This is a genomic window from Caulobacter sp. GW822-FHT01G02, assembly GCF_058802865.1.
This window is the reverse complement of the sequence record NZ_JBXAON010000001.1, coordinates 908,142-932,687: the sequence shown is the minus strand read 5'-3', so window position 1 is coordinate 932,687 and position 24,546 is coordinate 908,142. Positions and strand designations below refer to the sequence as shown.

General features: G+C 68.6%; 25 protein-coding genes and 1 riboswitch. Of the genes, 12 read left to right on the top strand and 13 right to left on the bottom strand.

The window, feature by feature from the left end; translation table 11 throughout:
• Positions 1-2 precede the first annotated feature (2 nt).
• Both AC1RNC_RS04370 and AC1RNC_RS04365 read left to right on the top strand, forming a co-directional pair.
• Positions 3-2,261: a transglycosylase domain-containing protein gene (locus AC1RNC_RS04370; RefSeq protein ID WP_492883996.1), complete on the top strand. Its 2,259-nt coding sequence runs from the start codon at positions 3-5 to the stop codon at positions 2,259-2,261.
• Positions 2,262-2,275: 14 nt separating this feature from the next.
• Complete coding sequence (locus tag AC1RNC_RS04365) at positions 2,276-2,458, top strand: hypothetical protein (RefSeq protein WP_492883994.1); 183 nt, start codon at positions 2,276-2,278, stop codon at positions 2,456-2,458.
• A 33-nt stretch (positions 2,459-2,491) separates the two neighbouring features.
• Here AC1RNC_RS04365 and AC1RNC_RS04360 read toward each other — a convergent pair whose 3' ends face one another.
• From AC1RNC_RS04360 to AC1RNC_RS04350, 3 genes are all read right to left on the bottom strand, one after another.
• Positions 2,492-2,896, bottom strand: coding sequence for a DUF1636 domain-containing protein (locus AC1RNC_RS04360; RefSeq protein WP_492883992.1), 405 nt, complete (start codon positions 2,894-2,896; stop codon positions 2,492-2,494).
• Positions 2,893-3,543 (bottom strand): cob(I)yrinic acid a,c-diamide adenosyltransferase, encoded by a 651-nt coding sequence (gene cobO / locus AC1RNC_RS04355; protein WP_492883990.1) that lies wholly within the window; start codon positions 3,541-3,543, stop codon positions 2,893-2,895. Before cobO ends, AC1RNC_RS04360 begins: the two co-directional genes overlap by 4 nt.
• A gap of 30 nt (positions 3,544-3,573) precedes the next feature.
• Positions 3,574-3,759, bottom strand: a riboswitch (cobalamin riboswitch).
• A gap of 23 nt (positions 3,760-3,782) precedes the next feature.
• Positions 3,783-5,267 (bottom strand): esterase-like activity of phytase family protein, encoded by a 1,485-nt coding sequence (locus tag AC1RNC_RS04350; RefSeq protein ID WP_492883988.1) that lies wholly within the window; start codon positions 5,265-5,267, stop codon positions 3,783-3,785.
• A gap of 198 nt (positions 5,268-5,465) precedes the next feature.
• Here AC1RNC_RS04350 and AC1RNC_RS04345 point away from each other — a divergent pair, with 198 nt between their 5' ends.
• Entirely contained in the window at positions 5,466-7,841 is a 2,376-nt protein-coding gene (locus AC1RNC_RS04345) for a TonB-dependent receptor (protein ID WP_492883987.1), read from the top strand.
• A gap of 28 nt (positions 7,842-7,869) precedes the next feature.
• On the opposite strand, the gene AC1RNC_RS04340 is transcribed toward AC1RNC_RS04345, so the two are convergent.
• The 5 genes from AC1RNC_RS04340 to AC1RNC_RS04320 all read right to left on the bottom strand — a co-directional run bounded on the left by AC1RNC_RS04340 (position 7,870) and on the right by AC1RNC_RS04320 (position 13,950).
• The gene (locus AC1RNC_RS04340; protein WP_492884390.1) at positions 7,870-7,974 is read right to left on the bottom strand and encodes a hypothetical protein; all 105 of its coding nucleotides are present in this window, start codon (positions 7,972-7,974) and stop codon (positions 7,870-7,872) included.
• A complete protein-coding gene (gene treF / locus AC1RNC_RS04335; protein ID WP_492883985.1) occupies positions 7,971-9,536 on the bottom strand; it encodes an alpha,alpha-trehalase TreF in 1,566 nt (521 codons plus the stop codon). The genes AC1RNC_RS04340 and treF overlap by 4 nt, the downstream gene beginning before the upstream one ends.
• Positions 9,537-9,684: 148 nt before the next feature.
• A complete protein-coding gene (locus AC1RNC_RS04330) occupies positions 9,685-12,252 on the bottom strand; it encodes a TonB-dependent receptor (RefSeq protein ID WP_492883983.1) in 2,568 nt (855 codons plus the stop codon).
• A 58-nt stretch (positions 12,253-12,310) separates the two neighbouring features.
• Positions 12,311-13,414 carry a FecR family protein gene (locus AC1RNC_RS04325; protein WP_492883981.1) on the bottom strand — a complete coding sequence of 368 codons (1,104 nt, stop codon included), beginning with the start codon at positions 13,412-13,414 and terminating at the stop codon, positions 12,311-12,313.
• Entirely contained in the window at positions 13,411-13,950 is a 540-nt protein-coding gene (locus tag AC1RNC_RS04320; RefSeq protein WP_492883980.1) for an RNA polymerase sigma factor, read from the bottom strand. Before AC1RNC_RS04320 ends, AC1RNC_RS04325 begins: the two co-directional genes overlap by 4 nt.
• Before the next feature lie 261 nt (positions 13,951-14,211).
• On the opposite strand from AC1RNC_RS04320, the gene AC1RNC_RS04315 reads away from it, so the two are divergent.
• Genes AC1RNC_RS04315 through AC1RNC_RS04305 form a run of 3 tightly spaced genes read left to right on the top strand, consistent with a single transcriptional unit; the run spans position 14,212 to position 18,274 of the window.
• Positions 14,212-15,798 carry an MFS transporter gene (locus AC1RNC_RS04315; RefSeq protein WP_492883978.1) on the top strand — a complete coding sequence of 529 codons (1,587 nt, stop codon included), beginning with the start codon at positions 14,212-14,214 and terminating at the stop codon, positions 15,796-15,798.
• Entirely contained in the window at positions 15,795-16,892 is a 1,098-nt protein-coding gene (locus tag AC1RNC_RS04310) for an HlyD family secretion protein (protein WP_492883976.1), read from the top strand. The genes AC1RNC_RS04315 and AC1RNC_RS04310 overlap by 4 nt, the downstream gene beginning before the upstream one ends.
• Positions 16,892-18,274 carry an efflux transporter outer membrane subunit gene (locus AC1RNC_RS04305; protein WP_492883975.1) on the top strand — a complete coding sequence of 461 codons (1,383 nt, stop codon included), beginning with the start codon at positions 16,892-16,894 and terminating at the stop codon, positions 18,272-18,274. Before AC1RNC_RS04310 ends, AC1RNC_RS04305 begins: the two co-directional genes overlap by 1 nt.
• Positions 18,275-18,296: 22 nt before the next feature.
• Here the strand turns inward: AC1RNC_RS04305 and arsH are convergent, their stop codons facing one another.
• On the bottom strand, positions 18,297-19,028 hold the full coding sequence (gene arsH, locus AC1RNC_RS04300; protein ID WP_492883973.1) for an arsenical resistance protein ArsH: 732 nt from the start codon (positions 19,026-19,028) through the stop codon (positions 18,297-18,299).
• A 55-nt stretch (positions 19,029-19,083) separates the two neighbouring features.
• On the opposite strand from arsH, the gene AC1RNC_RS04295 reads away from it, so the two are divergent.
• The 5 genes from AC1RNC_RS04295 to AC1RNC_RS04275 all read left to right on the top strand — a co-directional run bounded on the left by AC1RNC_RS04295 (position 19,084) and on the right by AC1RNC_RS04275 (position 22,235).
• Positions 19,084-19,455 carry an ArsR/SmtB family transcription factor gene (locus AC1RNC_RS04295; RefSeq protein WP_492883972.1) on the top strand — a complete coding sequence of 124 codons (372 nt, stop codon included), beginning with the start codon at positions 19,084-19,086 and terminating at the stop codon, positions 19,453-19,455.
• Positions 19,452-19,985, top strand: a complete 534-nt coding sequence (locus AC1RNC_RS04290; protein ID WP_492883970.1) for an arsenate reductase ArsC — start codon at positions 19,452-19,454, stop codon at positions 19,983-19,985. The genes AC1RNC_RS04295 and AC1RNC_RS04290 overlap by 4 nt, the downstream gene beginning before the upstream one ends.
• Positions 19,986-19,989: 4 nt before the next feature.
• Complete coding sequence (locus tag AC1RNC_RS04285; RefSeq protein WP_492883968.1) at positions 19,990-20,661, top strand: MIP/aquaporin family protein; 672 nt, start codon at positions 19,990-19,992, stop codon at positions 20,659-20,661.
• Positions 20,658-21,071: an arsenate reductase (glutaredoxin) gene (gene arsC / locus AC1RNC_RS04280; RefSeq protein ID WP_492883966.1), complete on the top strand. Its 414-nt coding sequence runs from the start codon at positions 20,658-20,660 to the stop codon at positions 21,069-21,071. The genes AC1RNC_RS04285 and arsC overlap by 4 nt, the downstream gene beginning before the upstream one ends.
• A gap of 123 nt (positions 21,072-21,194) precedes the next feature.
• Positions 21,195-22,235, top strand: coding sequence for a substrate-binding domain-containing protein (locus tag AC1RNC_RS04275; RefSeq protein WP_492883964.1), 1,041 nt, complete (start codon positions 21,195-21,197; stop codon positions 22,233-22,235).
• A 55-nt stretch (positions 22,236-22,290) separates the two neighbouring features.
• Here the strand turns inward: AC1RNC_RS04275 and AC1RNC_RS04270 are convergent, their stop codons facing one another.
• Together AC1RNC_RS04270 and AC1RNC_RS04265 are read right to left on the bottom strand one after the other, a co-directional pair.
• On the bottom strand, positions 22,291-22,650 hold the full coding sequence (locus tag AC1RNC_RS04270; RefSeq protein ID WP_492883962.1) for a GFA family protein: 360 nt from the start codon (positions 22,648-22,650) through the stop codon (positions 22,291-22,293).
• A 151-nt stretch (positions 22,651-22,801) separates the two neighbouring features.
• Positions 22,802-22,993: a hypothetical protein gene (locus AC1RNC_RS04265; RefSeq protein WP_492883960.1), complete on the bottom strand. Its 192-nt coding sequence runs from the start codon at positions 22,991-22,993 to the stop codon at positions 22,802-22,804.
• Here AC1RNC_RS04265 and AC1RNC_RS04260 point away from each other — a divergent pair.
• Positions 22,992-23,420: a VOC family protein gene (locus tag AC1RNC_RS04260; RefSeq protein WP_492884389.1), complete on the top strand. Its 429-nt coding sequence runs from the start codon at positions 22,992-22,994 to the stop codon at positions 23,418-23,420. The two genes, AC1RNC_RS04265 and AC1RNC_RS04260, sit on opposite strands and share 2 nt — an antisense overlap.
• Before the next feature lie 17 nt (positions 23,421-23,437).
• Here AC1RNC_RS04260 and AC1RNC_RS04255 read toward each other — a convergent pair whose 3' ends face one another.
• A complete protein-coding gene (locus tag AC1RNC_RS04255; protein WP_492883958.1) occupies positions 23,438-23,782 on the bottom strand; it encodes a hypothetical protein in 345 nt (114 codons plus the stop codon).
• Positions 23,783-23,896: 114 nt separating this feature from the next.
• The gene (gene mepK / locus AC1RNC_RS04250; protein WP_492883956.1) at positions 23,897-24,541 is read right to left on the bottom strand and encodes a peptidoglycan L,D-endopeptidase MepK; all 645 of its coding nucleotides are present in this window, start codon (positions 24,539-24,541) and stop codon (positions 23,897-23,899) included.
• Between the last annotated feature and the right edge of the window lie 5 nt (positions 24,542-24,546).

Genomic DNA, 24,546 nt, shown 5'->3' with positions numbered 1-24,546 from the left:
CCATGTCCGACCCCGCCGATCCCAAAGACATCCCGCCGGCGCCGAAGCCGCGCAAGCCCCGGAAGCCGCGCGCCAAGGCCGCGATGACCTCGGCGGCTGTCCTGCCCGAGAGTTCGTCCGAACCCGTCGCGCCCAAGCCGCCTCGTCCGCGAAAGCCGCGCCCCCCCAAGCCGCCGGCCGAACCGGTCGCCGAGACGCCGGAGATCGTCGAACCCGCAGCCGTCGAAGAGACCCCCGCGCCCACGCCGGTCGTCGAACCCGAACCCGAGGTCCTGCCCGAGGAAGCGCCCGCTCCCGAAGCCGAGACCGAGCTGCCGGAGGCCGTCGAGGCGATCCCGGAAGCCGCCCTTTCCCCGGCCGAGCCCGTCAAGACCGCCAAGCCGCCGATCTGGAAGCGTCCCGCCTGGCTGATCGGCGCGGCGGCGGCCGTGGTGCTGGCGGTCGTGCTGGTCGCCTCGCTGTTCTGGTCGCTGCCGTTGAGCCGCGCCCTGGAGCCGCTGAACAATTCCGCCATCGTTCTGGTCGCTGATGACGGCTCGCCGATCGCCCGTCGCGGCTCCTACAAGGAAGCCCCGATCGACGTCGCCAAGCTGCCGAAATACGTGCCCGGCGCCTTCATCGCCATCGAGGACCGCCGCTTCTACAGCCACATGGGCGTCGACCCGAAGGCCATCGCGCGGGCGCTGGGCAAGAACGCCCAGGCCGGCGGCGTGTCGGAAGGCGGCTCGACCATCACCCAGCAGCTGGCCAAGAACGCCTTCCTGAGCAGCGACCGCAACCTTCGCCGCAAGGCGCAGGAGGCGTTGATCGCGGTCTATCTGGAGGCCCGCCTCTCCAAGGACGAGATCCTGTCGCGCTATCTGTCGTCGGTCTATTTCGGCGACGGCGCCTTTGGCCTGCGCGCGGCGGCCCGGCACTATTTCGGCAAGCAGCCCGAGCAGCTGTCGATCGGCGAGGCCGCCATGCTGGCCGGCCTGGTCAAGGCCCCGTCCCGCCTGGCCCCGACCAACAACATCGAAGGCGCCCGCGAGCGGATGCGCGTGGTGCTGGGCGCCATGGTCGAGACCAAGACCATCACCCAGGCCCAGGCCGACGCGGTCGGCGAGGTCTCGGCCATCGAGAACCCCGACAAGCTGCCGACCGGCTCCTACTTCGCAGACTGGGCCCTGCCCCAGGCGCGCGCCGCGATCGGCGCCCGCTATGGCGAGACCATCGTCAAGACGACGCTGGATCCCGCGCTGCAGGAGAAGGCCGAGAAGATCCTTAACGACTACATCGCCCGCGACGGCAAGGTCCTGAACATCACCCAAGGGGCTCTGGTGGCGATGCGCAAGGACGGCCGCGTCGTGGCCATGGTTGGCGGCCGCGACTACGGCGCCAGCCAGTTCAACCGCGCCGACGGCGCGCGCCAGCCAGGCTCGTCGTTCAAGCTGTTCGTCTATCTGGCCGCCCTGCAGTCGGGCATGACCACCACCAGCCCGATCCTCGACACGCCGGTGCAGGTCAGCGGCTACACGCCGAAGAACCACGAGGGCAAATACCGCGACCGCGAGATCCCGCTGATCAGCGCCTTCGCCGCGTCTTCGAACGTCGCGGCCGTGCGTCTGGCCCACGACCTGGGTCCGGCCAAGGTGATCAAGGTCGCCCGCCAGCTGGGCGTCACCGAGAAGATCCCGGACGACCTGACCATGGCGCTGGGCACCGGTTCGATGAGCCTGACGCGCCTGACCGCCGCCTACGCCTCGATCGCGGCCGGCGAATATCCGATCGTTCCGCACGCCCTGGAGACCTTCCAGAAGGGCAAGACCACCGCCTACGATCCCAAGGTGCTGGCTGGCATGCGCGACCTGCTGCGCTCGGCCACCCATCGCGGCACGGGCCTGGAAGCGGCGATCGACGGGGCCTACGGCAAGACCGGCACCACCCAGGACTATCACGACGCCCTGTTCGTCGGTTACGTCGACGACCTGGTGGTCGGGGTCTGGGTCGGCAACGACGACAACAGCTCGATGAACGGCGTGGTCGGCGGCGGCGAGCCCGCCAAGATCTGGAAAGCCTTCATGCTGTCGGCCCTGGGCCGCAACGTCGCCCCCGTGGTCGTCGAGGACCCGCTGGACGACCTGGGCCTGCCGCTGGAAGGCGAGATCGGCCCCGACGGCCTGCCGGTGGTCCCGCTGACCGTGCCCGCCGACCCGCTCCCGCCGCCGCCCGTCGCGCCGGTCGCCCCCATCGCGCCGCCACCGCCTGAGCCGCGCCCCTAACCCGGAGAGCCGACATGTCCGACGCCCCTGATCGCGACACCCTGTCGGCCCTCGCCGAGGCCCACGCCGGCCCCTTCCGCGCCCGCGCCGAGGCCCGCGCCACGCGCGCCGGCCTGGTCACCTTCGGCGTGGTGGTGAGCGGCGTCCTGCTGTCGGCGGCGCTCCTGGTCTGGACGGTGCGGCGGCCGGTTCGCTAGGACGCGAGGTAGAAACCCATCTGTCCGGGGGTCTCAATCCCCCACCAGCTTCCCGGCCGGCGGCACGCGCACGATGAAATGGCCCTTCACGCCCTCCGGCCACTGGCGGTACGGGACCACGCCCTCGTCGCTGGCGGCATAGGCCACGGCGTAGTCGACGATCGCGCGCGCGGCCTCGGCGGTCGGTTCGAACCGGCCCAGCACATAGCCGATCTTGCCCGGCGCCCGCAGGTGGATAGAGCAGTGCTGGGCGCAGTTGAACAGGCAGGGCATTTCCTGGATCGCCACGTCGCTGCCCGCCGCCGCCTCGCGCAGGGCCGCCGCCAGCAGCGCGCCGCCGCGCAGGCCCTCTTGGGTCTCGCGCTCCTCGGTCGAGACGCGGCAGGTGTTGCAGACCACCACCGCCGGGCCGTCGTCGGCCGCGCGCAGAACGGTCAAAACTCGATCCCCGCCTGGGCCTTCACGCCGCCGCGGAACGGGTGCTTGACCTGGGCCATCTCGGTGACCAGGTCGGCGGCCTCGATCAGAGCGTCGGGCGCGTTGCGGCCGGTGACGACCACGTGCTTGCCCTCCGGCCGATTGACCAGAACCTCCAGCACCTCATCCAGCGGCAGGTACTCGTAGCGCAGGATGATGTTCAGCTCGTCGGCGACGACCATGTCCCAGTCGGGATCGGCGATGCGGGCCTTGATGGCTTCCCAGGCCTCGCGCGCCACGGCGATGTCGCGGGCGCGGTCCTGGGTGTCCCAGGTGAAGCCCTCGCCCATCGGCCGGAACTCGACCTGATCGGGGAAGGCATCGAACACGACCTTCTCGCCGGTCTGCATCGCGCCCTTGATGAACTGGATGACGCTGACCCTCTGGCCGTGGCCGATGGCGCGGCAGACCATGCCCAGGGCCGCCGTCGTCTTGCCCTTGCCCGCCCCGGTATGGACGATCAACAGGCCCTTCTCGATCTGACGCTCGGCCATCATCTTGGCCCGCGCGGCCTGGATCACCTTCATCCTGGCGTTGTGGCGCGCGTTCTTCGCGGCCTCTTGGGCCGCCTCTTGGGCGGCCTCGCCGTCCGGGAGTTCTTCGTTCATCACCCTGCCCTCGCCGGACACCCCGCCGGCCGCGTTGATATGACGAAGGCCGGTCTCCTGGCTTACGCCCTCCCGTCGCGGCGCCTTCCCAGGATCACTCCCAGTGGCGCGTGCCGCGACGATCGACGGACGATCACAGTTGCGGGGGCAGCCGCGGATTGGTCACCGCGTTCCCGGAGGTCTCGCGACCTCCATGCCTTCGCCGTCCGGGGTAGGCGCGCCCGCCCGGAGGGTCAAGCTCACTTCGGCAGGGACAGGCGGTAGACCAGCACCAGGTTGTCGTTGTCGCCGGTCCCGGTGTCGCCATGCAGCGAGGCGTCGAAGTCCTGGCCGTTCACATGGCCCCTGGCCGTGGCGAAGTCGTTGTCCGACCCGACCAGCAGGAAGACGTCGCCGGTCTTGTCGAACGTCGAACCGATAGCCATGGCCTCGATCTTCTCGGGCAGGCTGGTCGGGGTCGAGGGCGCGACCGACAGATTGATCCCGAACCTGGCGAGCTGGACGGGGTTGAGGATGTTGACCAGCTCGGCCTGGGCCGCCGGCTTGATGTCGGGGTTCAGCGCGCCGTCCTTGGCGATCGGCTTGCCGTCCTGCTCGTAGGGCGTGCCGGCCAGGTTGGTGGCGCCGGCGAGATCGACCAGCAGGATGCTCTTGTAGACCGGCGCATTGGGCGTGCCCTTGCCGCGTCCATTGCCGTCTCGCGCCAGAACCAGCAGGCGGTCCTCGCTGAGCGCCACGGCCTCGGATTGGGCCGCGGTGACGTCGGCGCTCTGACCGTCGCCGTTCTCGCGCACGGTCGGCAACTGCAGCGCGTAGTGGCCGATCGGGGCCTTGGGCAGCCGGGTCTGGCTGATGTCGTAGACCAGCACGCGCGTGTTGTTGCGGGTGGCGTTGTTCGACATCGAGTCCTGCATGGTCGCGCTCTGCAGCACCGCGATCAGGCGTTTGCCGTCGGGGCTGATGGTCAGGGCCTCCAGGCCTTGGTTGTTGCGGCGGCCTTGGTCGGGCGCCTTCTCGGCCCCGAAGTTCAGCTGGCCCTTCTTGAGGGGCAGCAGCGCCGGGACGGTCTGGATCACGCCGGTCAGCGTGCCGGTCTTGTCGAACAGATAGACGCCCGCCGCATATTCGTCCGAGACGTAGAAGCTTCCGTCCGGCAGGTAGGCGATCGCCTCGCTGTCCAGGCTGAGCTTGCCCGCCCCCTCGCCGCTGGCCGGAGACGGATAGCGCACGCCGCCCCGCTCGACGACGTTGGCGCCCGGGTCCATGCCGGTGAACGGCTGGCCGGTCTGGTCCTTCAACAGGAAGCCGCCCGTGGGCGTGATGGTCAGGCCCTTGCCGGGAACCAGCTTGATCGCGTGCTCGTGGACGCGGTTGGCGTAGTCGGTCGTGCTCTTGAACGGTCCGACATTGTTGGGCCCCCGATCCGGCAGGGTGCGCAAGGTCCCGGTATAGGACCCGTCGGCGGCCTTCTTCCAGTTCGACAGCGCCATGCTGGAGAACGAGCCGAGGGTCTCGCCGTTGAAGTCGCGTGTCGCCGCCGGCAACCAGCCCACCGCCGCCAGGCCGTGATTGACATAGGTCTTGCCGCCGAACGGGACGGTGACGTCGCCGGGGGTGTTGTCCCAATGCGGCGTGACATAGGTGCGCGACTGAGCGCCGGCGCCAGCCGCCAAGGCCAGGGCGGCGAGACCCACGAGGGTTCCGACAAGGCGATGGCGCGACATCGAGAGCTCCTGAAAAGGATGCGAGGCGTTCGGTGAACCTGGCGCGCTCTTAGGGAGGGTGTGCATCGGTTTTGTGACGCACGCTGTCATCCAGACGCAGCAGAACCGTCATCAACCTGTGGAATAGACGCGGCGCTCAACCAATCGGCGCCATAGACGAAAATCCGCGTGGCGCGCGATATCGAGGGGATATCCGAAATGCTGCTCCGATCCGCCAGCCTGGTGGCCATCGCCGCCTGCCTCATGTTCGCCGCCCAGGCGCAAGCCGCTGAGGTTCTGGCCGCCGACGCTCCCGCCGCGAAGGCCGCCGATGCGGTCGCGGGCGCCCCCGCCGACACCAACGAGATCGACGCGGTCGTCATCGTCGGCAGCGGTCAGACCCGCTCGGTCAACACCCTGACGCCGTCCAGCCTGGAGGTCCTTCCCCCGGGCACGAGCATTCAGAAGGCCCTGAACTTCCTGCCGGGCGTCAGCGCCCAGTCGATCGACGCCCTGGGCGTCAACGAGCAGTCGCTGTCACTGCAGGTGCGCGGCTTCAACACCACCCACCTGGGCTACTCGCTGGACGGCATGCCGCTGGGCGACGGCGCCTACAACAACTACAACGGCCTGACCATCAGCCGCGCCCTGATCTCGGAAAACCTGGGCCGGGCCGACCTGGCCACCGGCATCGCCGGCCTGTCCATCCCCTCGACCAGCAACCTGGGCGGCGCGCTGATCTACACGTCCAGCGATCCGAAGAAGGACATGGGCTTTTCGATCAACGGGACCGTGGGCAGCGAGGACACCGCCCGCACGTTCATGCGCTTCGACACCGGCGAGCACGGCGGCTTCTCGGCCTATGTCTCGGGCCACTACGCCCAGCAGGACCTGTTCGTGAACCAGGGCGCCTACACCAAGTCGACCGGCAAGCAGCTGAACGCCAAGGCCCAGTACCGCTTCGGCGACAACGTCATCACCGCCTTCGCGGACGTGTCGCGCACGAACCAGGCCGACGACACCTATCTCTCCAAGGACATGCGCTCGCGCCTGGGCTGGGACTGGGCCGGCTACGCGCCGAACTGGGACGCCTATGTCGGCCGCGCCGCCTGCTCGGTGGCCTCGCTGGCGGCCAAGTGCGTCCCCTCGACCGCGCCCGAGAAGCTGGCCGATGTCACCTTCACCAACGGCCAGATCCTGCGCAACGACGAGGTCTACTACCTGTCGGGCGACTTCAAGGTTCGCGAGAACCTCACCAGCCACGTGCAGGTCTATCGCCACACCGACAAGGGCGCGGGCAACAACTTCATCACCGGCCTGTCGAACCAGGGCACGACCTCGACCGCCGACGACCTGCCGGTCCAGATCCGCGACACCCGCTACACCATCGACCGCACCGGCGTGGTGGCGAACGTGGGCTGGACGCTGGGCTTCAACCACATCCAGGCCGGTCTCTGGCTGGAAGACAACACCAGCAGCGCCGCGCGCTACATCTGGACCAACGTCACCGGCCCGTTCAGCCTGGCGAAGTTCTTGAAGGGCCAGCCCGACACCGCCCAGTGGGTTCAGCAGACCAACTGGACGACCCAGCAGTTCTACGTCCAGGACACGGTCACCCTGCTGGACGACGCGCTCAGCATCGACTTCGGCTTCAAGAGCACTCACGCCAAGTCGGCCGCCGAGGCCCAGCGCGGCATCGCCAAGGCGCCGGTGACGGCGTCCAGCCAGTTCGCCAGCGGCACGCTGTACGCCAAGGACAACTTCCTGCCGGAAATCGGCGCGCGCTACCGTATCGCCCCGGGCCACGAGGTGTTCGCCAGCTACGCCGAGAACATGGCCATGTTCCAGGGCGGCTTTAAGCTGGGCCCGCAGTCGGTGTCGCAAGCGGTCTGGAACGCCCAGGGCCAGTACCTGAAGCCGGAGACCTCCAAGAGCTTCGACGCCGGTTACCGCTATGTCGGCGACAATCTTCAGGTCTCGATCGCCGCCTACGACGTGAAGTTCAACAACCGCCTGCTGCAGTACAATCCCTGCCCGACCAACCAGCAGCAGAACCCGGGTTGCGGCAACTCCTTCCACAACGCCGGAAGCGTCACCAGCAAGGGCGCCGAGATCGGCGTGCTGTGGAAGGCGACGTCCTGGCTGAACTGGTACAATTCGGCCTCGTACAACAAGTCGACCTACGACGAAGACCTCAACTGGTGCACGACCACCTGCGTGATCAAGCAGACGGCCGGCAAGCAGCAGGTCGATACGCCGAAGGAAATGCTGGCCAGCGTGCTGAGCGTGAAGCAAGGCGGCTTCTCGGCCTCGCTGCAGGGCAAGTACACCGGCCGCCGCTACTACACCTACACCAACGACCAGAGCTTCGCCGGCGTCACCACCTTCGACCTGGGCGTCAGCTACCGGTTCAGCCCGGTCGGCTTCATGAAGGGGGCCAAGGCGTCGCTGAACGTCACCAACCTGACGAACAAGCGCTACGCCTCGAACTTCGACAGCAGCGTGTTCGCGCCGGACGACGCGGCGGGGACCATTCTGGTGTTCCACTCGTCCGCCCCGCGCCAGGTGTTCGGCACGATCGGCTTCGAGTTCTAGGCCTGCAATCCTTGTCATCCCGGAAGCCTCATAGAGGCTGTCCGGGACCCAGGGGCCGGCGCAGTGCGGTCGCCCCTGGGTCCCGGCTCTCCGCTTCGCTACGGCCGGGATGACAAGGAGAGGAGCTAGCTATTTGGCGGCCGGCTCCATCAACGCCCGCGCCACGCCGTTGGTCCAGCCGAAGCCGTCCTGGGTGGGATACTCCCCGCCCCCGCCGGCCTTGGCCTCCTCGACGTCGTACTTCTCCAGCATCTTGCCGCTGGCCTGGTACTCGCGCTCGACCGTGGCCAGCCAGCGCCTGGAAATCTCCGCGGCCAGGGCGTCCTCGCCGTAGCGGCGCAGTCCGGAGACGGCCACCCATTGCAAGGGAGCCCAGCCGTTGGGCGTGTCCCACTGCTGACCGGTGCGGGCGGTGGTGGTGCGCAGGCCGCCGGGCGCCAGCAGCACGTCCCAGGCCTTCTGGGCGACGGTGTGGGCCTGCCGCTCGTCCGTCGCGCCCGTGAACAGCGGGTAGAAGGTCGCCGCGCTGAGGTCGTCCAGGCGCCGGCCGGTCTTCCACTGGTAGTCGACATAGCCGCCCTTGGCGTTGTCCCAGAGATAGAAGTCGATGGCCTCGCCCCGGTCCTGGGCGCGACGGTCGAAGTCGCGCTCGCAGGCGGTGTCGGCCAGCTGAGCGCAGCCCTTGGCGATCGCCTTCTCCAGCCCGTACATCAGGCTGTTGAGGTCGACCGGGACGATGGCCGTGGTCTGGATCGTCGACAGCGCCTGACCGTCGGCCATCCAGCGCGAGGAATAGTCCCAGCCGCTCTCGGCCCCGGCCCGCAGGTCGCGGAATACGTCGGCGGCAGGGCGAGAACTCCTCAGCGCCGTCTCCAAGTCCTCGCGATAGGACTCATCGCGCGGGGTGTCGCGGTCGTCCCAGTAGCGGTTGAGGACGACGCCCTTGGCCAAGGCCACCACGCGGCGGTGGGCCTGGCCGGGTTGGAGATCCTTCTCCCCGTCCATCCAGAAGGCGTGCTCGCGGCGCATCAGGTCGACGCGGGTCTTGAGCACCTTGGGGTCCGTGGCGCTGGACAGCCCGACCATGGCGAAGAAGAACGGCGGCTGCGAGCGGCTGAGATAATAGGTCCGCGCACCGTTGGGGATATGTCCGTAAGCCGTTATCAGGCCTCCGAAATCGTCGATCATGCTCTCGACCAGATCGTCGCGGCCGTCGGCCTTCAGGCCCAGCATCGTGAAGTAACTGTCCCAGTAGTAGATCTCGCGGAAGCGCCCGCCGGGCACGACGAACGGCTTGTCCATGGCCAGGGCCGAACCGCCGGCCACCGGCTTGACCGGCGGCCGGGTCAGGTGCGGCCAGAGCGCGGCGATGTGATCCTTGAGCGGCGGCCGCGCGGCGCTGGGCTTGGGCGCGGCGCCCGCTTGCGGGACCACGAAGTTGGCGGTGACGAACCGCTTCAGCTCGGCGTCGCTGAGCCTTGAATGGGCGCGATAATCGGCCAGGATCTTCGCCGGCGCGCGCCTCGGGACCGCGTCGACGAAGGTCTTGCCGTCCGGGAAGATCCGTCGCGTCTGAATCTGGTGGAAGAGCTCCTGGTAAGTGTCCGCCGGCGTTGGGATCTTGGCGGCGTCCTGCGCATGGACGGCTGAAGCCAAGGATAGGACGGCTAGCGTCGTGGCGATCAGACGGACCATGCGGGACCTCAAACTCAAATCAATCAAGCCGTCTCCCCGGCGAAGGCCGGGGTCCAGACTCAGCCTGAGCGATGGACGATAGTCCGGAACGCTCTGACCTACGATCTGGACCCCGGCCTTCGCCGGGGAGATCGGGGTGGGGTTACCGTTAAAAGTTGTACCCCACCGACAGCCGCACCGACCGACCCAGGATCGGACGGGCGTTGGCGCCGCTGGTGGAACGCGGATCGCCCTCGGTCAGGCCATGGCTGTCGGTCAGATTGTCGGCCGCCACCTGGACGCTGAAGTCGCCGACATTGAAGATCGCGCCCAGGTCGACCTTGGTGTAGCCCTTGAGCTTCTGGGTGTTGGCGTTGTCGCCCCAGCGATCGTCGACCGCGCTGACCGTGCCGTAGAACGTGGTCGCCACCGAGCCCAGCTGGACATCATAGCTGGGCGTGAAGCGGATCTGCCAGTCGGGCTGGCGCTGGGCGCTCTTGCCTTGGTTGCCGGGGATCGAGGACTTCTTGATCTCGGTCTTCTGCAGCGTGCCGTTCAGCGCCAGCGACAGGCCGAAGTCCGAGCGCCAGCGGCCGTCCAGCTCCAGGCCGTGGGCCTTGTTGGAGTTGGTCTCCAGCGTGCCGCCGACATCGGCGAACTTGGCCCCGTCGAAGGTGTTGGCGAAGCCCGTGGCGTACAGCTCGAACGGGCCCGAGCGCAGCTTGTAGCCCAGCTCGTACTGCTTGACGCTGAGCGTGTCGGTCAGGTTTTCGCGGAAGTTGTCGAAGCTGGGGAACTTGTAGCCCTTGGAGTAACGGGCGAACACGCCGGACATTTCGTTGAGGTCGTAGTTCAGGCCGACCGTGTACGAGGTCTTGGACTGGTCGTAGTCGACGGTGCGAATGGCCAGGCCGTCCGGATAACCGTTGCCGTCGTCGACGATATAGTCGGTCTCGAACTTCTCGCGGCGCACGCCGACGTCCAGGCGCAGGGGCTCGGCGATCCGCCAGCTGTCGGCCAGGTAGACGGCGTTGACCTTGCCGTCGCCGTTCGACAGCAGGCCATAGGCCCAGCAGCCCGAGCCGCTGCCCGCCGTCGCCAGATTGGCGCACGAGACGTTGGCGGCCAGGTAGTCGCCATTGGCCTTCACCTGCATCGGCTTGAAGTTGCCGATGGTCCAGAAGTCGTCCGACGAGAAGCTGGAGGCGTAGTAGCCGGCCGAGATCGAGTGGTCGCCGACCTTCTTGTTGAGGCTGAAGTCGTTGGTCAGGGCCTGGATCTGCTTCTCGACGATCCACGCGCCCCAGTTCTGGACGTAGTCGCCGGTCCCCAGGGCCGTCCCGCCGCGCGTGCGGACCGGGCCGCCGATCACGGTCGCGACCGAGGCGGCCGTCACCGCCCCGCCGTCGGGCACAAGGCCATAGGTGTTGGCGTCGCCCTTGGTGAAGCTGAAGCGGTCGCGCACCGTCCAGCCGTCGCCGAAATCGTGCTCGAAGCTGCCGCCGGCCACATAGCCCTTCCAGCCCCGGCCATCGGCCAGGTCGAAGCTCCGGGTCGCGCCATTGGCGTGGACCTGCAGGGTCTGCTGGCGGGAAAGCTCGCCCAGTTGGGTGTATTCGCCCTTGTCGATGCCGGGCACATTGACGGCGAACGGCAGGTACCAGGCGCCGTGGTCGTCGGTGAAGCGGGCGTACAGGTTGACCTTGCCGTGCTCGAGCCGCTTGGTCAGGTTGACCGTGAACTGCTGGCCCTTCTCGTTGTCGAACTGGGTGTCGCGCACGCCCGGCGAGCGGGTCACGTAGCCGCCGGCCATAAAATAGAGGTCATCGGCCAGCTTGCCGCTCATCACCCCGTCGATGCGGCGCAGCCCGTAGTCGGAGGTCGTGGCCTTGATCAGGCCCTTGGTCTCCTCGCCGCCTTCCTTGAGCATGAAGTTGGTGGTCAGGCCCGGCTGGCCGTTCGAGAAGATCGGGTTGGGACCGCCGCGCAGGGCTTCCATGCGCGAGATCGTCTCGTCGACGCGGAAGATCGACGAGTTCTCCAGGAACGACAGGGTCGAGGGCGGATAGATCGGCGCGCCCTGCAGCTGGATGGTCAGGAACTCGGCGTCGCCGGTGGCGGGAAAGCCGCGCACGAAGACATTGGCCCCGGCCACGCCGCCCGAGGTCTCGACCCAGACGCCGGGCACCAGGCTCAGCAGCTCGGCGCTGCTCTTGGGCGAGGCCTTGAGGATGTCCTGGGCGCTGACCGTGGTGACCGCGAAACTGGCCGACAGCTTGTCGATCCCGGCGCCGCCGGGGGTGCCGACGACGATCACTTCGTCGACCTGGGCGGGCTCTTCCGGACGGCTTTGTTCTACGGCGGCGGCCGGCGCGGCCGACTGGCCGGCGGCGCTGGCCGAGACCAACAGCGGCCGCTCGCGAATGGCGTAGACGCCGCTGGCGGTGGGCTGGGCCACCAGGTTCGAGCCGGCCAGCAGCCGCGTCAGGCCCTCGTCGGCCGAATAGGCGCCCTTCAGCTTCGGCGCGCGCTTGCCCCGCGTCAGGTTCTCGTCGAAGGCCAGCTGCTTGCCCGAGGCCCGGCCGAAGGCGCGCAGGGCGCCGGACAGGTCCTGGGCCGGAATGTCATAGGCTTGCTCAGCGCGCGCCTGAGCCTGCGCCGCGACCGGCGCGGCCAGGGCCATCAGCACGGCCGCCGAAGCGCCCAGCAGCCAGCGTTGCTCGAAAGACTTGCTCATACGTCCCTCCCTCGCGCCGCTTGTTCTGTCTATCGGCGCTTTTGGTCAGTTAGACGCCTCACTCCACGGAGGACTCACCACCGGCGGTGAAGTTTTTTGGCTGGCGTTGGAACGCGCGCAATACGGTCTCGCCGCCCTGGCCGCTGACGGCCCGCACGGGCAGCACCGCGGTGACGCCGTCGACGAAGGCGCGGGTGTCGCCCGAGGTGAAGACGCCGCTGATCCGCAGATTGGCCACGCTGGGGTCGCCGATCCGCAGCTTCTCGCGAGCGTAGCGATTGACCCGCTCGACGGCGAGGCTCATCGGCTCGTCCTGGAAGACCAGCTGGCCGCTCTCCCACGCGGCCGCGCGGTTCGGATCGGCCGGAGCGACCGAGGCGGCTTCGGAATTGACCTGGGCGACCAGCTCGTGATCGGGCGTCAGCGACTTCTCGGTCGGCGCGCCATTGACCCTCAGCAGCGGCGGCGGACGCCCCTTCGCGCCCTCCCCGTCCAGCACCGCGACGTGGCCCTCGTAGAGCACCACCCGCATCTGGTCGGCGACGCGTTCGACGCTGAAGGTGGTGCCGGTGGCGACCACCAGCTTGCCGCCGGCCGCGACCGAGAAGGGCCGCAGCGGGTCCTTGGCCACCGCGAACTTCGCCCGCCCCTGCTCCAGCCACAGCCGGCGGCGGTCGCCGTCGTAGCGGACCTTCAGCACCGTGGCGGCGTCCAGCGAGACGCGTGAGCCGTCGGCCAGCTCGACGATGCGCCGCTCGCCCTCGGTGGTGCGATAGACGTCCGGCAGGCTCGAGCGCCAGGCGAAGGCTCCGCCCAGGGCGACGGCGGCGACCACGGCGGCCGCGGCGCTCCAGATCGCGACGCGCGGGCCGGGCTTCCTGGCCCACTGCCGGCGCTGGGCGCGGCGCAGGTCGTTCAGCGCCTCGCCGCGCAGGGCGATCATGCCGGGGTGCGCGGCCTGCTCGTCCACCGCCCGCCAGGCGGCGACGGCGTCGTCCAGCAGCGCGCGATGCGAAGGATCGGCGGCGAACCAGGCGTCCAGCGCCAGTTGCTCGGCCGGCGTCAGCTCGCCTTCGGACAGTCGCACGCACCACTCGGCGGCCTGATCCAGGGAAAGGTTCAACGCCAGATCCATCTTGTCGTCGTCCATGGGGGTGCTCATTCGCCCGCCCTCAGCTTGCGCGTCAGGTGGCCCATGGCCTTGAGGATGTGTTTCTGAACCCCGCTGGTGGTCATGCCGTACAGCGTGGCGAGTTCGGCCTGCTTCATGCCTTCCAGGCGATAGAGCAGGAAGATGGCGCGGGTCCGGTCGGGCAGTTCGCGCAGGGCCCGCGACACCGCGCCCAGATCCTCGCGGCCCTGCAGGATGCGGGCGGGATCGAGCGGCTCCTGGTCGAAGGCCTCGCCCGCGACGGCGGCGCGATAGCTGGCGCGCACCCGCTCGCGCCGCTGGCGGTCGCGCAGCAGGTTGGCGGCCATCTGGAAGATGTAGGCGTCGGCGTTCTCCATGGCCGGGTCCTCGACCCGCGCCAGCTTGGCGAACAGCTCCTGGGTCATGTCCTCGGCGTCGCTGTGCGTGGCGGCGCGGCGCATGAAGAAGGCCATCAGCGCTGGCCTGTAGCGCCGATCCAACCCTCGAAGATCGTGTGGCGCGACCTGCCGCACGGCGAAACCCTCATGACTGCTCACGACAGTCATGACGCACAAGGGCCCCGAACGCACACCGGTCCCGCGAAAGTTTTTCGCGGGACCGGGCTGAACCCCGCTCCATGGCGCGGCCCGCCGGCCGCTCACGCCGGAGGAGCCGATCCCCGCCTGGACGGCGATGGAATTGTTCAAGCGGCGAGCGCCAAGCGCCCTTTAAGCCGGCCTCATGACCCGGCGTTCGCCTGCCCCGCCCCCCGGCCTCTCGCCCAAGCCGCGCGCGCACGCTACAGCGTGGGCAGCAAGGACGGTGGCATGAGTCATTCCGGTATCGACAGCCTGCAACCGCACGAGCGGCCGATGTTCCCGGGATCGCCGGCGACGCCCGACTTTTCCCCGCGCGTCCGCATTGGCTATGGCTGCGTCGGGGTGCTGCTGGCCTTTACCAGCGCCATGGGCACGGCGCTGATCACGGTCAACCTGCCCAGCATCCAGGGCGCGCTGGGGCTGGATCCGGCCCAGGTCTCCTGGCTGCCCACCGCCTATGCGATGACCTCGATCTCGATGAACCTGCTGCTGGTCAAGTTCCGCCAGCAGTACGGCCTGCGCCTGTTCGTGCAGCTGGCGCTGGGGACCTATCTGGCCGCGGTCGTGGCCCACCTGTTCGTCAACGACTTCGCCTCGGCCCTGGTCGTGCGCGCGGCCAGCGGCGTCGCCGCCGCGCCCCTGACCACCCTGGCGGTCTTCTACATGCTGCAGGCCTTTCCCCAGCCCCAGCGCCTGGCGGCCTTCGTGCTGGCCTTCGGCCTGCCGCTGGTGGCCACGCCCCTGGCCCGCTGCTTCTCGCCGGATGTCCTGGAGCTGGGCCAGTGGCGCACGCTCTACCTGATCGAACTGGCCCTGGTGCTGGCCACCCTGGCCGCCGTGCTGGCGCTGCGCCTGCCGCCGTCGGAGCGGCTGAAGGTGTTCGAGTGGGCCGACTTCGTCACCTATCCGCTGATGGCCGTCGGCCTGGCCCTGATCTGCGGGATACTGGGCCAGGGCCGGCTGGAATGGTGGTTCGCCGCGCCCTGGATCGGCGTGGCCCTGGCCGTCGCGGTCGTGCTGATCATCGCCGCCCTGGCGCTGGAATGGCATCGGACCAATCCGCTGCTCGACCTGCGTTGGGCGATCACGCCGGACTTCCTCGGCTTCATCGTCATCGCCTTCCTGACCCGGGTGCTGCTGGTCGAGCAGAACGGCGGCGCCGCGGGTCTCCTGGCCGTGCTCGGCATGGGCCAGGAACAGACCCGAAGCCTGTATTTCGTGATCATGCTGGCCACCCTGGCCGGCGCGATCGTTGGCGCCCTGACGATCACGCCACAGACCGTGCTCTTCCAGATCATGATCGCCGTGGCGCTGATCGGCGCGGCCGCCTATATCGACAGCCATTCCAACGACCTGACCCGCCCTGCCCAGCTGTACGTCAGCCAGTCCATGCTGGGCTTCGCCACGGCCCTCGTCCTGGCGCCCACCCTGCTGATCGGCTTCGTCCAGATGCTGCAGCGCGGCTGGCGCTCGTTGCCCACCCTGATCGTCTCGTTCAGCATCGCCCAGAACCTGGGCGCCCTGTTCGCCACCGCCCTGTCGCAGACCTTCCAATACGACCGCATGCGGTTCCACTACGCCCACCTGGTCGGCCAGCTGGACGCCTCGATTCCGTTCGTCGCCGACCGCCTGCGCGCCGGTCCGACCGCCGTCGCCGCGGTCGCCGGCCAGGCGACGCGCGAGGCCGGCATCCTGGCCTATAACGACCTCTTTATGCTCCTCCTCGTCATCGCCATGCTGACCCTGATCGGCACGGCGATCTTCACGCTCCGCGCCATCGCCAAGATGAAAGCCGCGCAAAGGGCCGCTCAATGACCGACGCCGCCGCTCCCTCGCCCTCGCCCGAAGCGGCCGAGGCTCTGCGCCACCCGCCCCGCATCAGCCCCGGGACCCTGGCCATCGCCGTCACCGCCGCCGTGGCGGCCGTGCTGGTCATCCTGTTCGTCTGGCGGTTGCCGCCTTTCGTCACTACCCTGCAGGTGACCGAGAACGCCTACGTCCGAGGCCAGGTCACGGTGATGGCGCCGCAGGTCAACGGCTATGTCGTCGAGGTCGCCGTGCAGGACTTCGACCACGTCAAGCAGGGCCAGGTGCTGGCCCGCATCGACGACCGCATCTTCCGGGCCCGTGTCGAGCAGGCCAGGGCGACCCTGGCCGCCCGCGAAGCCGATCTGGCCAACGCCGATCAAGCCCAGCGGGCCCGCGCCGCCGCGCTCCAAGGCCGCGAGGCCGAGCAGGCCTCGGCCTCGGCCCAGGCCGCCCGGGCCCGCGCGGACCTGGCCCGCATCAACGACCTGGCCTCGGACGGCTCGGTGTCGCTGCGCGAGCGCGACCAGGCCGTGGCCACCCTGCGCCAGACCGAGGCGGCCGTGCGCCAGACCGCCGCCGGCGGCGAGATCGCCCGCCAGGACATCCGCTCGGTCGCCGTCTCCCGCGATGGCCTGAAGGCCGCCGTCGAGGCCGCGCGCGCCGCCCTGCGCCTGGCCCAGATCGATCTGGAAAACACCGTCATCCGCGCCCCGCGCGACGGTCAGCTGGGCGAGGTCTCGGTGCGGCTGGGCCAATACGTCTCGGCCGGCACGCAGCTGCTGGCCCTGGTCCCCGCCCGCCTGTGGGTGACGGCCAACTACAAGGAAGCCCAGACCGCCCACATGGCCGTCGGCCAGCCGGTGACCTTCACGGTCGACGCCCTGGGCAAGGCGAAGCTGCGCGGCGTGGTCGAGGACCTGGCCCCGGCCACCGGCTCGGAGTTCGCGGTGCTGAAGCCCGAAAACGCCACCGGCAACTTCGTGAAGGTTTCCCAGCGCATCCCGGTCAAGATCGTCATCAGCCCGAACCAGCCCCTGGCCGCCCGCCTGCGGCCGGGCATGTCGGTGGTGACCAAGGTCGACACCAAGGGCGGTCGCTGATGCGCCGCTCGCTGCCCCCGCTGCTGGTTGGCGCGGCGCTGTCGGCCTGCGCGACCACCGCCGCGCCCGAGCGTCCGGCCTCGCCCGTTCCGCCGCCGGCCGCCTGGCGGACCACGCCGCCAAATTCCCAAGGCGCCCAAGGCGCGCTGACCGCCGACTGGTGGACGCTGCTGGGGGACGCCCGACTCAACGCCCTGGTCGACAAGGCCCTGGCCCGCAACGCCGACATCGCCCTGGCCACGGCCCGGGTCGACGAGGCGCGCGCCCTGTCCCGCGCCGCCCACTCCGCCTTGCTGCCCACGGTCGACGCCGTGGCCGGCCTCCAGGGCTCGCGCCAGCTGGACGCCTTTGGCAGGTCCTACGAGTCGACCGCCGAGCAGGTCGGGCTGCGAGTAGCCTACGAGGTCGACCTGTGGGGCCGGGTGCGCGATCTCGACGCCGCCGGGCGAGCCAGCCTTCAGGCCAGCGCCGCCGCCCGCGACAGCGTTCGCCTGGCCGTCGCCGCCACCGTGGCGCGGGCCTATGTCGGCCTGCTGTCGCTGGATGGCCAGCTGACCGTCGCCCGGCAGACCATCGCCGCCCGCGAAGCCGGGCTGCGCGTGATCGCGCGCCGCGAGGGCGCGGGCTACTCCACCAAGCTGGAACGCGACCAGGCCCAGGCCGAGCTGGCCGGGGTCCGCCGCCAGGTTCCGGCTCTCGAGCTGGCCATCGCCCGCCTGGAAGCCTCTGTCAGCGCCTTGACCGGCGATCCGCCCGGCCCCGTCGCGCGCGGCGATGACCTTCTCGCCCTGCTGAAGACGCCGATCCCGGTCGAGGCCCCCGCGAACCTGCTGGCCCGCCGCCCGGACATCGCTCAAGCTCAGGACAGCCTGATCGCCGCCGACGCCAGCCTGGCCGCCTCGCGCGCCCAGCTGCTGCCGCAGCTGCGCCTGTCGGTCTCGGCCGACCGGGCGTTCACCGACGCCCTGCCCGATCCGGTCGCCCTGTGGAACGTCGGGGCCGGCCTGGCCCAGCCGGTCTTCAACGGCGGCCGGCTGAAGGCTCAGGTCCAGGCCTCGGAGGCTCGCAAGGCCCAGGCGGCGGCCAGCTATCGCGGCGTCGTCCTGAACGCCTTCGCCGAGACGGAGACCGCCCTGCGCGCCGTCGACGCCTTGCAACGCCAGGAGAGCGAGATCGCCGCCCAGCGCGCCGCCATCGCCGAGGCCGCCCGCCGCGCCAAGGACCGCTACCGCGCCGGTTATGCCTCGTACCTGGAGCAGATCGACGCCGAGCGCGGCCTGCTGGCCGCGGACCAGGCGGTGATCCAGGCCCGCGAGGCCCGCGCGGTCGCCGCCATCGACCTGGCCCGCGCGCTGGGCGGCGGCTGGACGCCGACACCGTAGCCCCCGCCGAGCGGAGAGGATCCTAACGCGCCGCTTCGTGGCGCATCGCCTCCGCGCCCAGCGCCACATGCTCGGCGATACGTCCGCCCGCCTTCCGCTCGCTGTAGCGGTCGACAAGGTAGTCGGCGCGGTCGCGGGTCAGCAGGGTGAACTTGACCAGCTCCTCCATCACATCGACGACCCGGTCGTAGTAGCTGGACGGCTTCATGCGGTCGTTCTCGTCGAACTCCTTATAGGCCATGGCCACCGACGACTGATTGGGGATGGTGATCATCCGCATCCAGCGGCCCAGCAGGCGCAGGGTGTTGACCGCGTTGAAGGACTGGGACCCGCCGCTGACCTGCATGACCGCCAGGGTCCTGCCCTGGGTGGGTCGGATGCTGCCGATCTCCAGCGGGATCCAGTCGATCTGGGCCTTCATGATCCCGCTGATCGCCCCGTGGCGCTCGGGGCTGCACCAGACCTGGCCCTCCGACCATTGCGACAGCGCCCGCAGTTCCTGGACCTTCGGGTGGTCCGGGCCGGTGGCGTCGGGCAGCGGCAGGTCGCGCGGATCGAAGATGCGGGTCTCGCAGCCCAAGGCCTGGAGGATGCGCGCGGCTTCCTCGACCAGCAGACGGCTGAAGGAACGCTCCCGCAGAGACCCGTACAGCAGCAGGATGCGGGGCGGGTGGGCGGCGGGGGTCGCCACCGCGAGCCGGCTTTGATCGACCTGGGCGAGGAACTTCGGGTCGAGGGCGGGGAACTCGGTCACGGGCGACTCCAAACAGCGTCATTGAACTGTCTAATAATTCGATCATATTGGAAATATGGAATCGAAAGCCGCTGTCAACATGCTCTCCGCCCTGGGCCATGACGGGCGCCTGGCGATCTTCCGCCTGCTGGTGAAGGCCGGCCCGGTCGGGATCGCGGCGGGCGATATCGCCAGGACGCTCGAGGTCCTGCCCAACAGCCTGTCGGCCAATCTCAATGTCCTGTCGCACGCCAGCTTGATCACGTCCCGGCGCGAGGGCCGGTCGATCATCTATTCGGCGGATTTCGGCGCGATGAGCGGCCTTCTCGGCTTTCTGATGGAGGACTGCTGCGACGGCGCCCCCCAGATCTGCGCCCCCCTGGGCGCGATCGTCGCCCGGGCCGAGGCCTGCGACGGAACCTGTCTCACGGAAAAGGAGCCCGCATGAGCACCGAGCATCGCCCGATGAACGTCCTCTTCCTCTGCACCCACAACTCGGCGCGTTCGATCATGGCCGAGTGCATCATGAACCGCGTCGGCGCGGGCCGCTTCAAGGCCTATTCGGCGGGTTCGATGGCCAGCGGCGTCGTCAATCCTTACGCGATCAACCTTCTCAAGCACCTGAACTACAAGGTCGACGACCTTCGCTCGAAGAACTGGGACGAGTTCTCGCTGGCGGACAATCCCGAGGCCCCGGAACTGGATTTCGTGTTCACCGTCTGTGACAACGCCGCCGGCGAGGTCTGCCCGATCTGGCCCGGCCAGCCGATGAGCGCCCACTGGGGCATCCCCGATCCGAGCCAGGCCACGGGCTCCGAGGCCGAGATCGCCCTGGCCTTCGCCGACGCCTACCGCCAGCTCAACAACCGCATCACCCTGTTCTGCGCCTTGCCGATGAACGCCCTGGACCGCCTGTCGCTGCAGCGCCGCCTCGACGAGATCGGCCGGACCACGCTCGCCGACGACCCGGCGGCCTGACCGGATGGGGGATTTCAGCGTCGCGCGCCGCCTGGTCGCGGAGGGCCTGGGCACGGCCCTCTTGCTGTCCGTCGTCGTCGGGTCGGGCATCATGGGCGAGCGCTTGTCCGGTGGGAATGTCGCCCTGGCCCTGCTGGGCAACACCCTGGCGACCGGCGCGGCCCTGGTGGTGCTGATCACGATCTTCGGATCCGTCAGCGGCGCGCACTTCAATCCTGTCGTGACCCTGGCCCTGACGGCGCGTCGTGAAGTCGAGCCCTGGCGCGCGGCGCTCTACATCGTCGCCCAGGTCGTCGGCGCGCTGGCTGGCGTCTGGGTCGCCCATGCGATGTTCGGCCAGGCGATCCTGCAGATCTCGGCCCACGCCCGCGACGGCGGCGCTCAGGTGCTGTCGGAAGCCGTCGCCACCTTCGGCCTGATGGCGACGATCCTGGGGACCTCGCGGTTCCGGCCGGAAAGCACGCCCGTGTGCGTCGGGCTTTACATCACCGCCGCCTACTGGTTCACCGCCTCCACGTCGTTCGCGAATCCGGCGGTGACCCTGGCGCGCGGCCTGACCGACACCTTCTCGGGCATCGCGCCCGCCTCGATCCCCGGCTTCGTCTTGGGTCAGTTGGTCGGAGCCGCCACGGCCGTCGTCGTCTTCGACTGGATGTTCAAGCAGGAGCCCGCATGACCGCCCCCTCTTTCCCGATCACGATCTACCACAACCCCAAATGCGGCACCTCGCGCAACGTCGTGGCCATGGTCGAGGCGGCCGGCTACGCGCCGACCGTCGTCGAGTACCTGAAGACCGGCTGGACCCGCGAGCTGCTGCTGGACCTCTCGGCGCGCACGGGCCTCTCCCCGCGCGAACTGATGCGCGAAAAGGGCACGCCCGCCGAGGAGCTGGGCCTGCTGGCCGATGGCGTCTCGGACGAGACAATCCTGGCCGCCATGGTCGAGCACCCCATCCTGGTCAATCGCCCGATCGTCTCGACCCCCAAGGGCGTGGTCCTGGCCCGCCCGTCAGAGACGGTCTACGATGTGCTCGAGCACGCGCCGGCAAGCTTCACCAAGGAAGACGGCGAGGTTATCCAGCGCTGACCCGCGCGATATCGTCCGCCCACGGACGCTACGTCGTAAAACTGTCGCGGAACCGTGACAAAAGGCCTTGCATTGCTCCGGCAGGGTCCCACCGTCCCCCCGGACCACATAGGATTTGACGACATGAACAAGCTCCTTGGCGCGGTCGCGACGATCGCCCTGCTCGCGGTCGCCGATCAGGCGCACGCCGCCCGCGACTACGTCTGGGCCGCCGGCTCCTCGACCGTCTTCCCGTTCTCCACGCGCGTCGCCGAAAACTTCTCGAAGAAGACCGGCAAGAAGTCGCCCAAGGTCGAGAGCCTGGGCACCGGCGGCGGCATCAAGATGTTCTGCGGCGGCGCCGGCGAACAGTTCCCCGACATCGCCAACGCTTCGCGTCCGATGAAGAAGTCCGAGTTCCTGGCCTGCCAGAAGGCCGGCGTGAAGGACATCGTCGAGATCAAGATCGGCTTCGACGGCATCGTCGTGGCCGCCGACAAGAAGTCGCCGGACTACAACTTCAAGCTCGAGCAGCTCTATATGGGCCTGGCCGACCAGAGCGTGAAGGGCACGGCGACCGTCAAGAACCCCTACAAGACCTGGAAGGACGTCAATGGCGCCCTGCCGGCCAACCGCATCCTGGTCTACGGCCCGCCGCCGACCTCGGGCACCCGTGACGCCTTCATCGAACTGGCCATGGAAGGCGGCGCCGCCAAGATCCCGTTCCTGGCCGCTCTGAAGAAGTCGGACGAGAAGAAGTTCAAGGCCATCGTCTCGCCGACGCGCACCGACGGCGGCTGGGTCGACGCGGGCGAGAACGACAACGCCATCGTCGGCACCATCGAGAAGACCCCGAACGCCCTGGGCGTGTTCGGCTATTCGTTCCTGGAAGAGAACGCCTCGCGCATCAAGGGCGCGGCGATCAACGGCGTGAAGCCGACTCCGGCCGCGATCGCCAGCGGCCAGTATCCGCTGTCGCGCTCGCTCTACATCTACGTGAAGAAGTCGCAGGTCGGCGTGACGCCGGGCCTGAAGGACTTCGTCGCCGAGTTCGTGTCGGACTCCGCCACGGGTCGCGGCGGCTACCTGCAAGGTCGCGGTCTGATCCCGCTGCCGCCGGCGGCGCACGCTCAGATGAAGAGCAAGGCGGGCGCCATGCCGGCCATGCCGATGCCGAAGGAATAAGGTTCTCCCCGAACCTGAATTTGGGAAAGGCGGTCACTTCGGTGGCCGCCTTTTTCTATTCCGGCTTCTCCCAAGGCGGCCTGTCCGGAAGAAACTCGTCGAAGCTGACCCGCACGCCCGGATCGTCGTCCAGGCAGCTGGCGGCGATGGCCAGGATCCGGCCACTGTCAGGATCGCCCAGCGAGGTTCCGCAGCGCTTGCAGAAGCTCCGCGTGAACCGGAACGGCGGCTTCGGGCGGTAGCGGGTCAGGAGCTCCTGCCCCGCCAGCCAGTGGAAGGCCTCGGCCCGGACATAGGCGTAGACGCCCGAACCGGCCTTGCGGCACCGCGAGCAGTGGCAGATCCCCATCAGCAGCGGCGGCTCGAACAGCTCGAAGCGGACGCCGCCGCAACAGCAGCTACCCTTGATCGACAATACGCATCTCCTTGATCACCCAATCCTTTGAGTGATCTCGGGAAATTGCGCCTCCCCTGCCGCCAGCTATGTGTCAGCAGGGTGATTGGGCGGGTGAGTCAGGTTGTCGCGGTTCAGTCAGCCCGCGCCATGAGAGTTTCGATCCGAAACCCTAAAGCCGTTGGTTTGACGTTCCGGGAACGGTGAAGAACAGATTTTCCGGAACAGCCGCGCGAATGATGGATTTGCGAATGATCAATGCGATCTCGGCGAAGACCCCCATTTTCAGCGCCACACATGTCAGCTCGAAACCCGGATGAAATCCGAGGGTTTCGCGACACAAATGAACGGACTGGATGGTCATGGGAACGACACAACTGCATCGTGGCCGGCTCATCGATCACATCCAACTGGTCGTCCGCGATCTCAAGGCTAGTCGGGAATTCTACACGGCTGTTCTGAATGTTCTGGAGATTCCCGTCGTCGATACGGCCGACGGCTATTTCTGGGCTGATGAACTCGTCGTGTCCTCGCCAGAAAGCGCGGCGAGCCAGGGCGTCCTGACAGGCCGGCACCACCTGGCCTTTCAGGTCAAGGATCGCGCGACAGTCGATGCTTTCTATCGGGCGGCGCTGGCCCATGGAGGGCGCGACAATGGCGCGCCGGGCGAGCGGACCTATCATCCGGGCTACTACGCCGCTTTCGTGCTCGATCCCGACGGCAACAACATCGAAGCCGTGCACCACGGCGAGGCGCGGCGCAGCGCGCCGTCGGTGGTGATCGACTTCTAAAGGTCCCGCGGAGGCCTCTAGCGCGTCCGCGAGGTCATGCCGGCCGCCGCCGCGTCGTCCGCCACCTGCGGGTCCAGGGTCGGCGCGGGGCCGGTCTGGCGTTCGGAGGGCGTGGCGGCCACGGGAGCGTCGACGACCGGGGCCGAGGTCTCGACCTTGTGCGGCGCGGGCTGGGAGGCGGTCGACTTGGCGGCCATGGCGGCTGCGGCCGCGTCATCGGCGGCGGTGCGCGTCTCGGACGGGCCGTCCTCATAACCGCCGTCGCTGGAGGTCAGGAACAGGATCGCGCCGAACGTCGCCAGGACGCCGATGATGAAGCCGAGGATCACCCAACCAAAGGGATTGCTGCGACGCTCACTCATCTGACTGGGATTCCCTGACGCCGATACCGCCGGCTACCATGCTCTAAACGCTTCAACTAGAGCTTGGTTACCCGTTTCGGCCCCCAGGTGAAAAGAGGCGGGCGAAAGATGGCGTCAGGTTCCGGACCACTTGCGGACCGGGCCGACATCGACGTGCACGAAGTTGCTGGTCGGATAATAGCCCACGCCGCCGCGCCCGAGCTCCAGGGCCGCCGCCCGCACGTAGCGCAGGTCGACGTCTTCCAGGAAGACGTCCATGGCCTTGCCGTCCATATGCAGGCTGCGCTTGGCGACCTCGCCGCTGCGCTCGGACAGCATCTTGTTGGTGGCCGGCGAGCGGTAGCCGGAGATGATCTGGAACGGCGACTTGCTCTGGGTCTTGGCCCGGATCTGGTCGAGGATGTCGTAGAGACCCGGAGCCATCGGATGGGTCTCGTCGTTACGATAGTCGCGCAGCACCTTGTTTAGGGCCTGGACGGCGTCGGGAACGTACTCGCCGTTCTCCCAGTAGACCGCTTCCAGCTTCTCGTCGGTGTGGATGTTGCGCAGATGGACCCAGCGCGGCTCGACCACCGCCTTGGCGGCGAACGTCTCGACCGGCGTGGGTCGCAGGCCCACCGGCGGAACCGGAGCGGCCGGAGGAACTTTTCCTTCCAGGATCTGGCCGATGATATCGTCATCTGCGCGGGCGTCCGCGACCGGCAGCAGGCCGGCGCCGAGCACGCCGAGCCCCATTCGAAGCAGCTTACGTCGATCCATAGGTA

Bases quoted from the DNA above. Each gene is read 5' to 3' on its own strand.
- AC1RNC_RS04370 (WP_492883996.1), top strand. From the start codon at position 3: ATGTCCGACCCCGCCGATCCCAAAGACATCCCGCCGGCGCCGAAGCCG.
- AC1RNC_RS04365 (WP_492883994.1), top strand. From the start codon at position 2,276: ATGTCCGACGCCCCTGATCGCGACACCCTGTCGGCCCTCGCCGAGGCC.
- cobO (WP_492883990.1), bottom strand. From the start codon at position 3,543: ATGAACGAAGAACTCCCGGACGGCGAGGCCGCCCAAGAGGCGGCCCAA.
- AC1RNC_RS04350 (WP_492883988.1), bottom strand. From the start codon at position 5,267: ATGTCGCGCCATCGCCTTGTCGGAACCCTCGTGGGTCTCGCCGCCCTG.
- AC1RNC_RS04345 (WP_492883987.1), top strand. From the start codon at position 5,466: ATGCTGCTCCGATCCGCCAGCCTGGTGGCCATCGCCGCCTGCCTCATG.
- treF (WP_492883985.1), bottom strand. From the start codon at position 9,536: ATGGTCCGTCTGATCGCCACGACGCTAGCCGTCCTATCCTTGGCTTCA.
- AC1RNC_RS04330 (WP_492883983.1), bottom strand. From the start codon at position 12,252: ATGAGCAAGTCTTTCGAGCAACGCTGGCTGCTGGGCGCTTCGGCGGCC.
- AC1RNC_RS04325 (WP_492883981.1), bottom strand. From the start codon at position 13,414: ATGAGCACCCCCATGGACGACGACAAGATGGATCTGGCGTTGAACCTT.
- AC1RNC_RS04320 (WP_492883980.1), bottom strand. From the start codon at position 13,950: ATGACTGTCGTGAGCAGTCATGAGGGTTTCGCCGTGCGGCAGGTCGCG.
- AC1RNC_RS04315 (WP_492883978.1), top strand. From the start codon at position 14,212: ATGAGTCATTCCGGTATCGACAGCCTGCAACCGCACGAGCGGCCGATG.
- AC1RNC_RS04310 (WP_492883976.1), top strand. From the start codon at position 15,795: ATGACCGACGCCGCCGCTCCCTCGCCCTCGCCCGAAGCGGCCGAGGCT.
- AC1RNC_RS04305 (WP_492883975.1), top strand. From the start codon at position 16,892: ATGCGCCGCTCGCTGCCCCCGCTGCTGGTTGGCGCGGCGCTGTCGGCC.
- AC1RNC_RS04295 (WP_492883972.1), top strand. From the start codon at position 19,084: ATGGAATCGAAAGCCGCTGTCAACATGCTCTCCGCCCTGGGCCATGAC.
- AC1RNC_RS04290 (WP_492883970.1), top strand. From the start codon at position 19,452: ATGAGCACCGAGCATCGCCCGATGAACGTCCTCTTCCTCTGCACCCAC.
- AC1RNC_RS04285 (WP_492883968.1), top strand. From the start codon at position 19,990: ATGGGGGATTTCAGCGTCGCGCGCCGCCTGGTCGCGGAGGGCCTGGGC.
- arsC (WP_492883966.1), top strand. From the start codon at position 20,658: ATGACCGCCCCCTCTTTCCCGATCACGATCTACCACAACCCCAAATGC.
- AC1RNC_RS04275 (WP_492883964.1), top strand. From the start codon at position 21,195: ATGAACAAGCTCCTTGGCGCGGTCGCGACGATCGCCCTGCTCGCGGTC.
- AC1RNC_RS04260 (WP_492884389.1), top strand. From the start codon at position 22,992: ATGGGAACGACACAACTGCATCGTGGCCGGCTCATCGATCACATCCAA.
- AC1RNC_RS04265 (WP_492883960.1), bottom strand. From the start codon at position 22,993: ATGACCATCCAGTCCGTTCATTTGTGTCGCGAAACCCTCGGATTTCAT.
- AC1RNC_RS04255 (WP_492883958.1), bottom strand. From the start codon at position 23,782: ATGAGTGAGCGTCGCAGCAATCCCTTTGGTTGGGTGATCCTCGGCTTC.
- mepK (WP_492883956.1), bottom strand. From the start codon at position 24,541: ATGGATCGACGTAAGCTGCTTCGAATGGGGCTCGGCGTGCTCGGCGCC.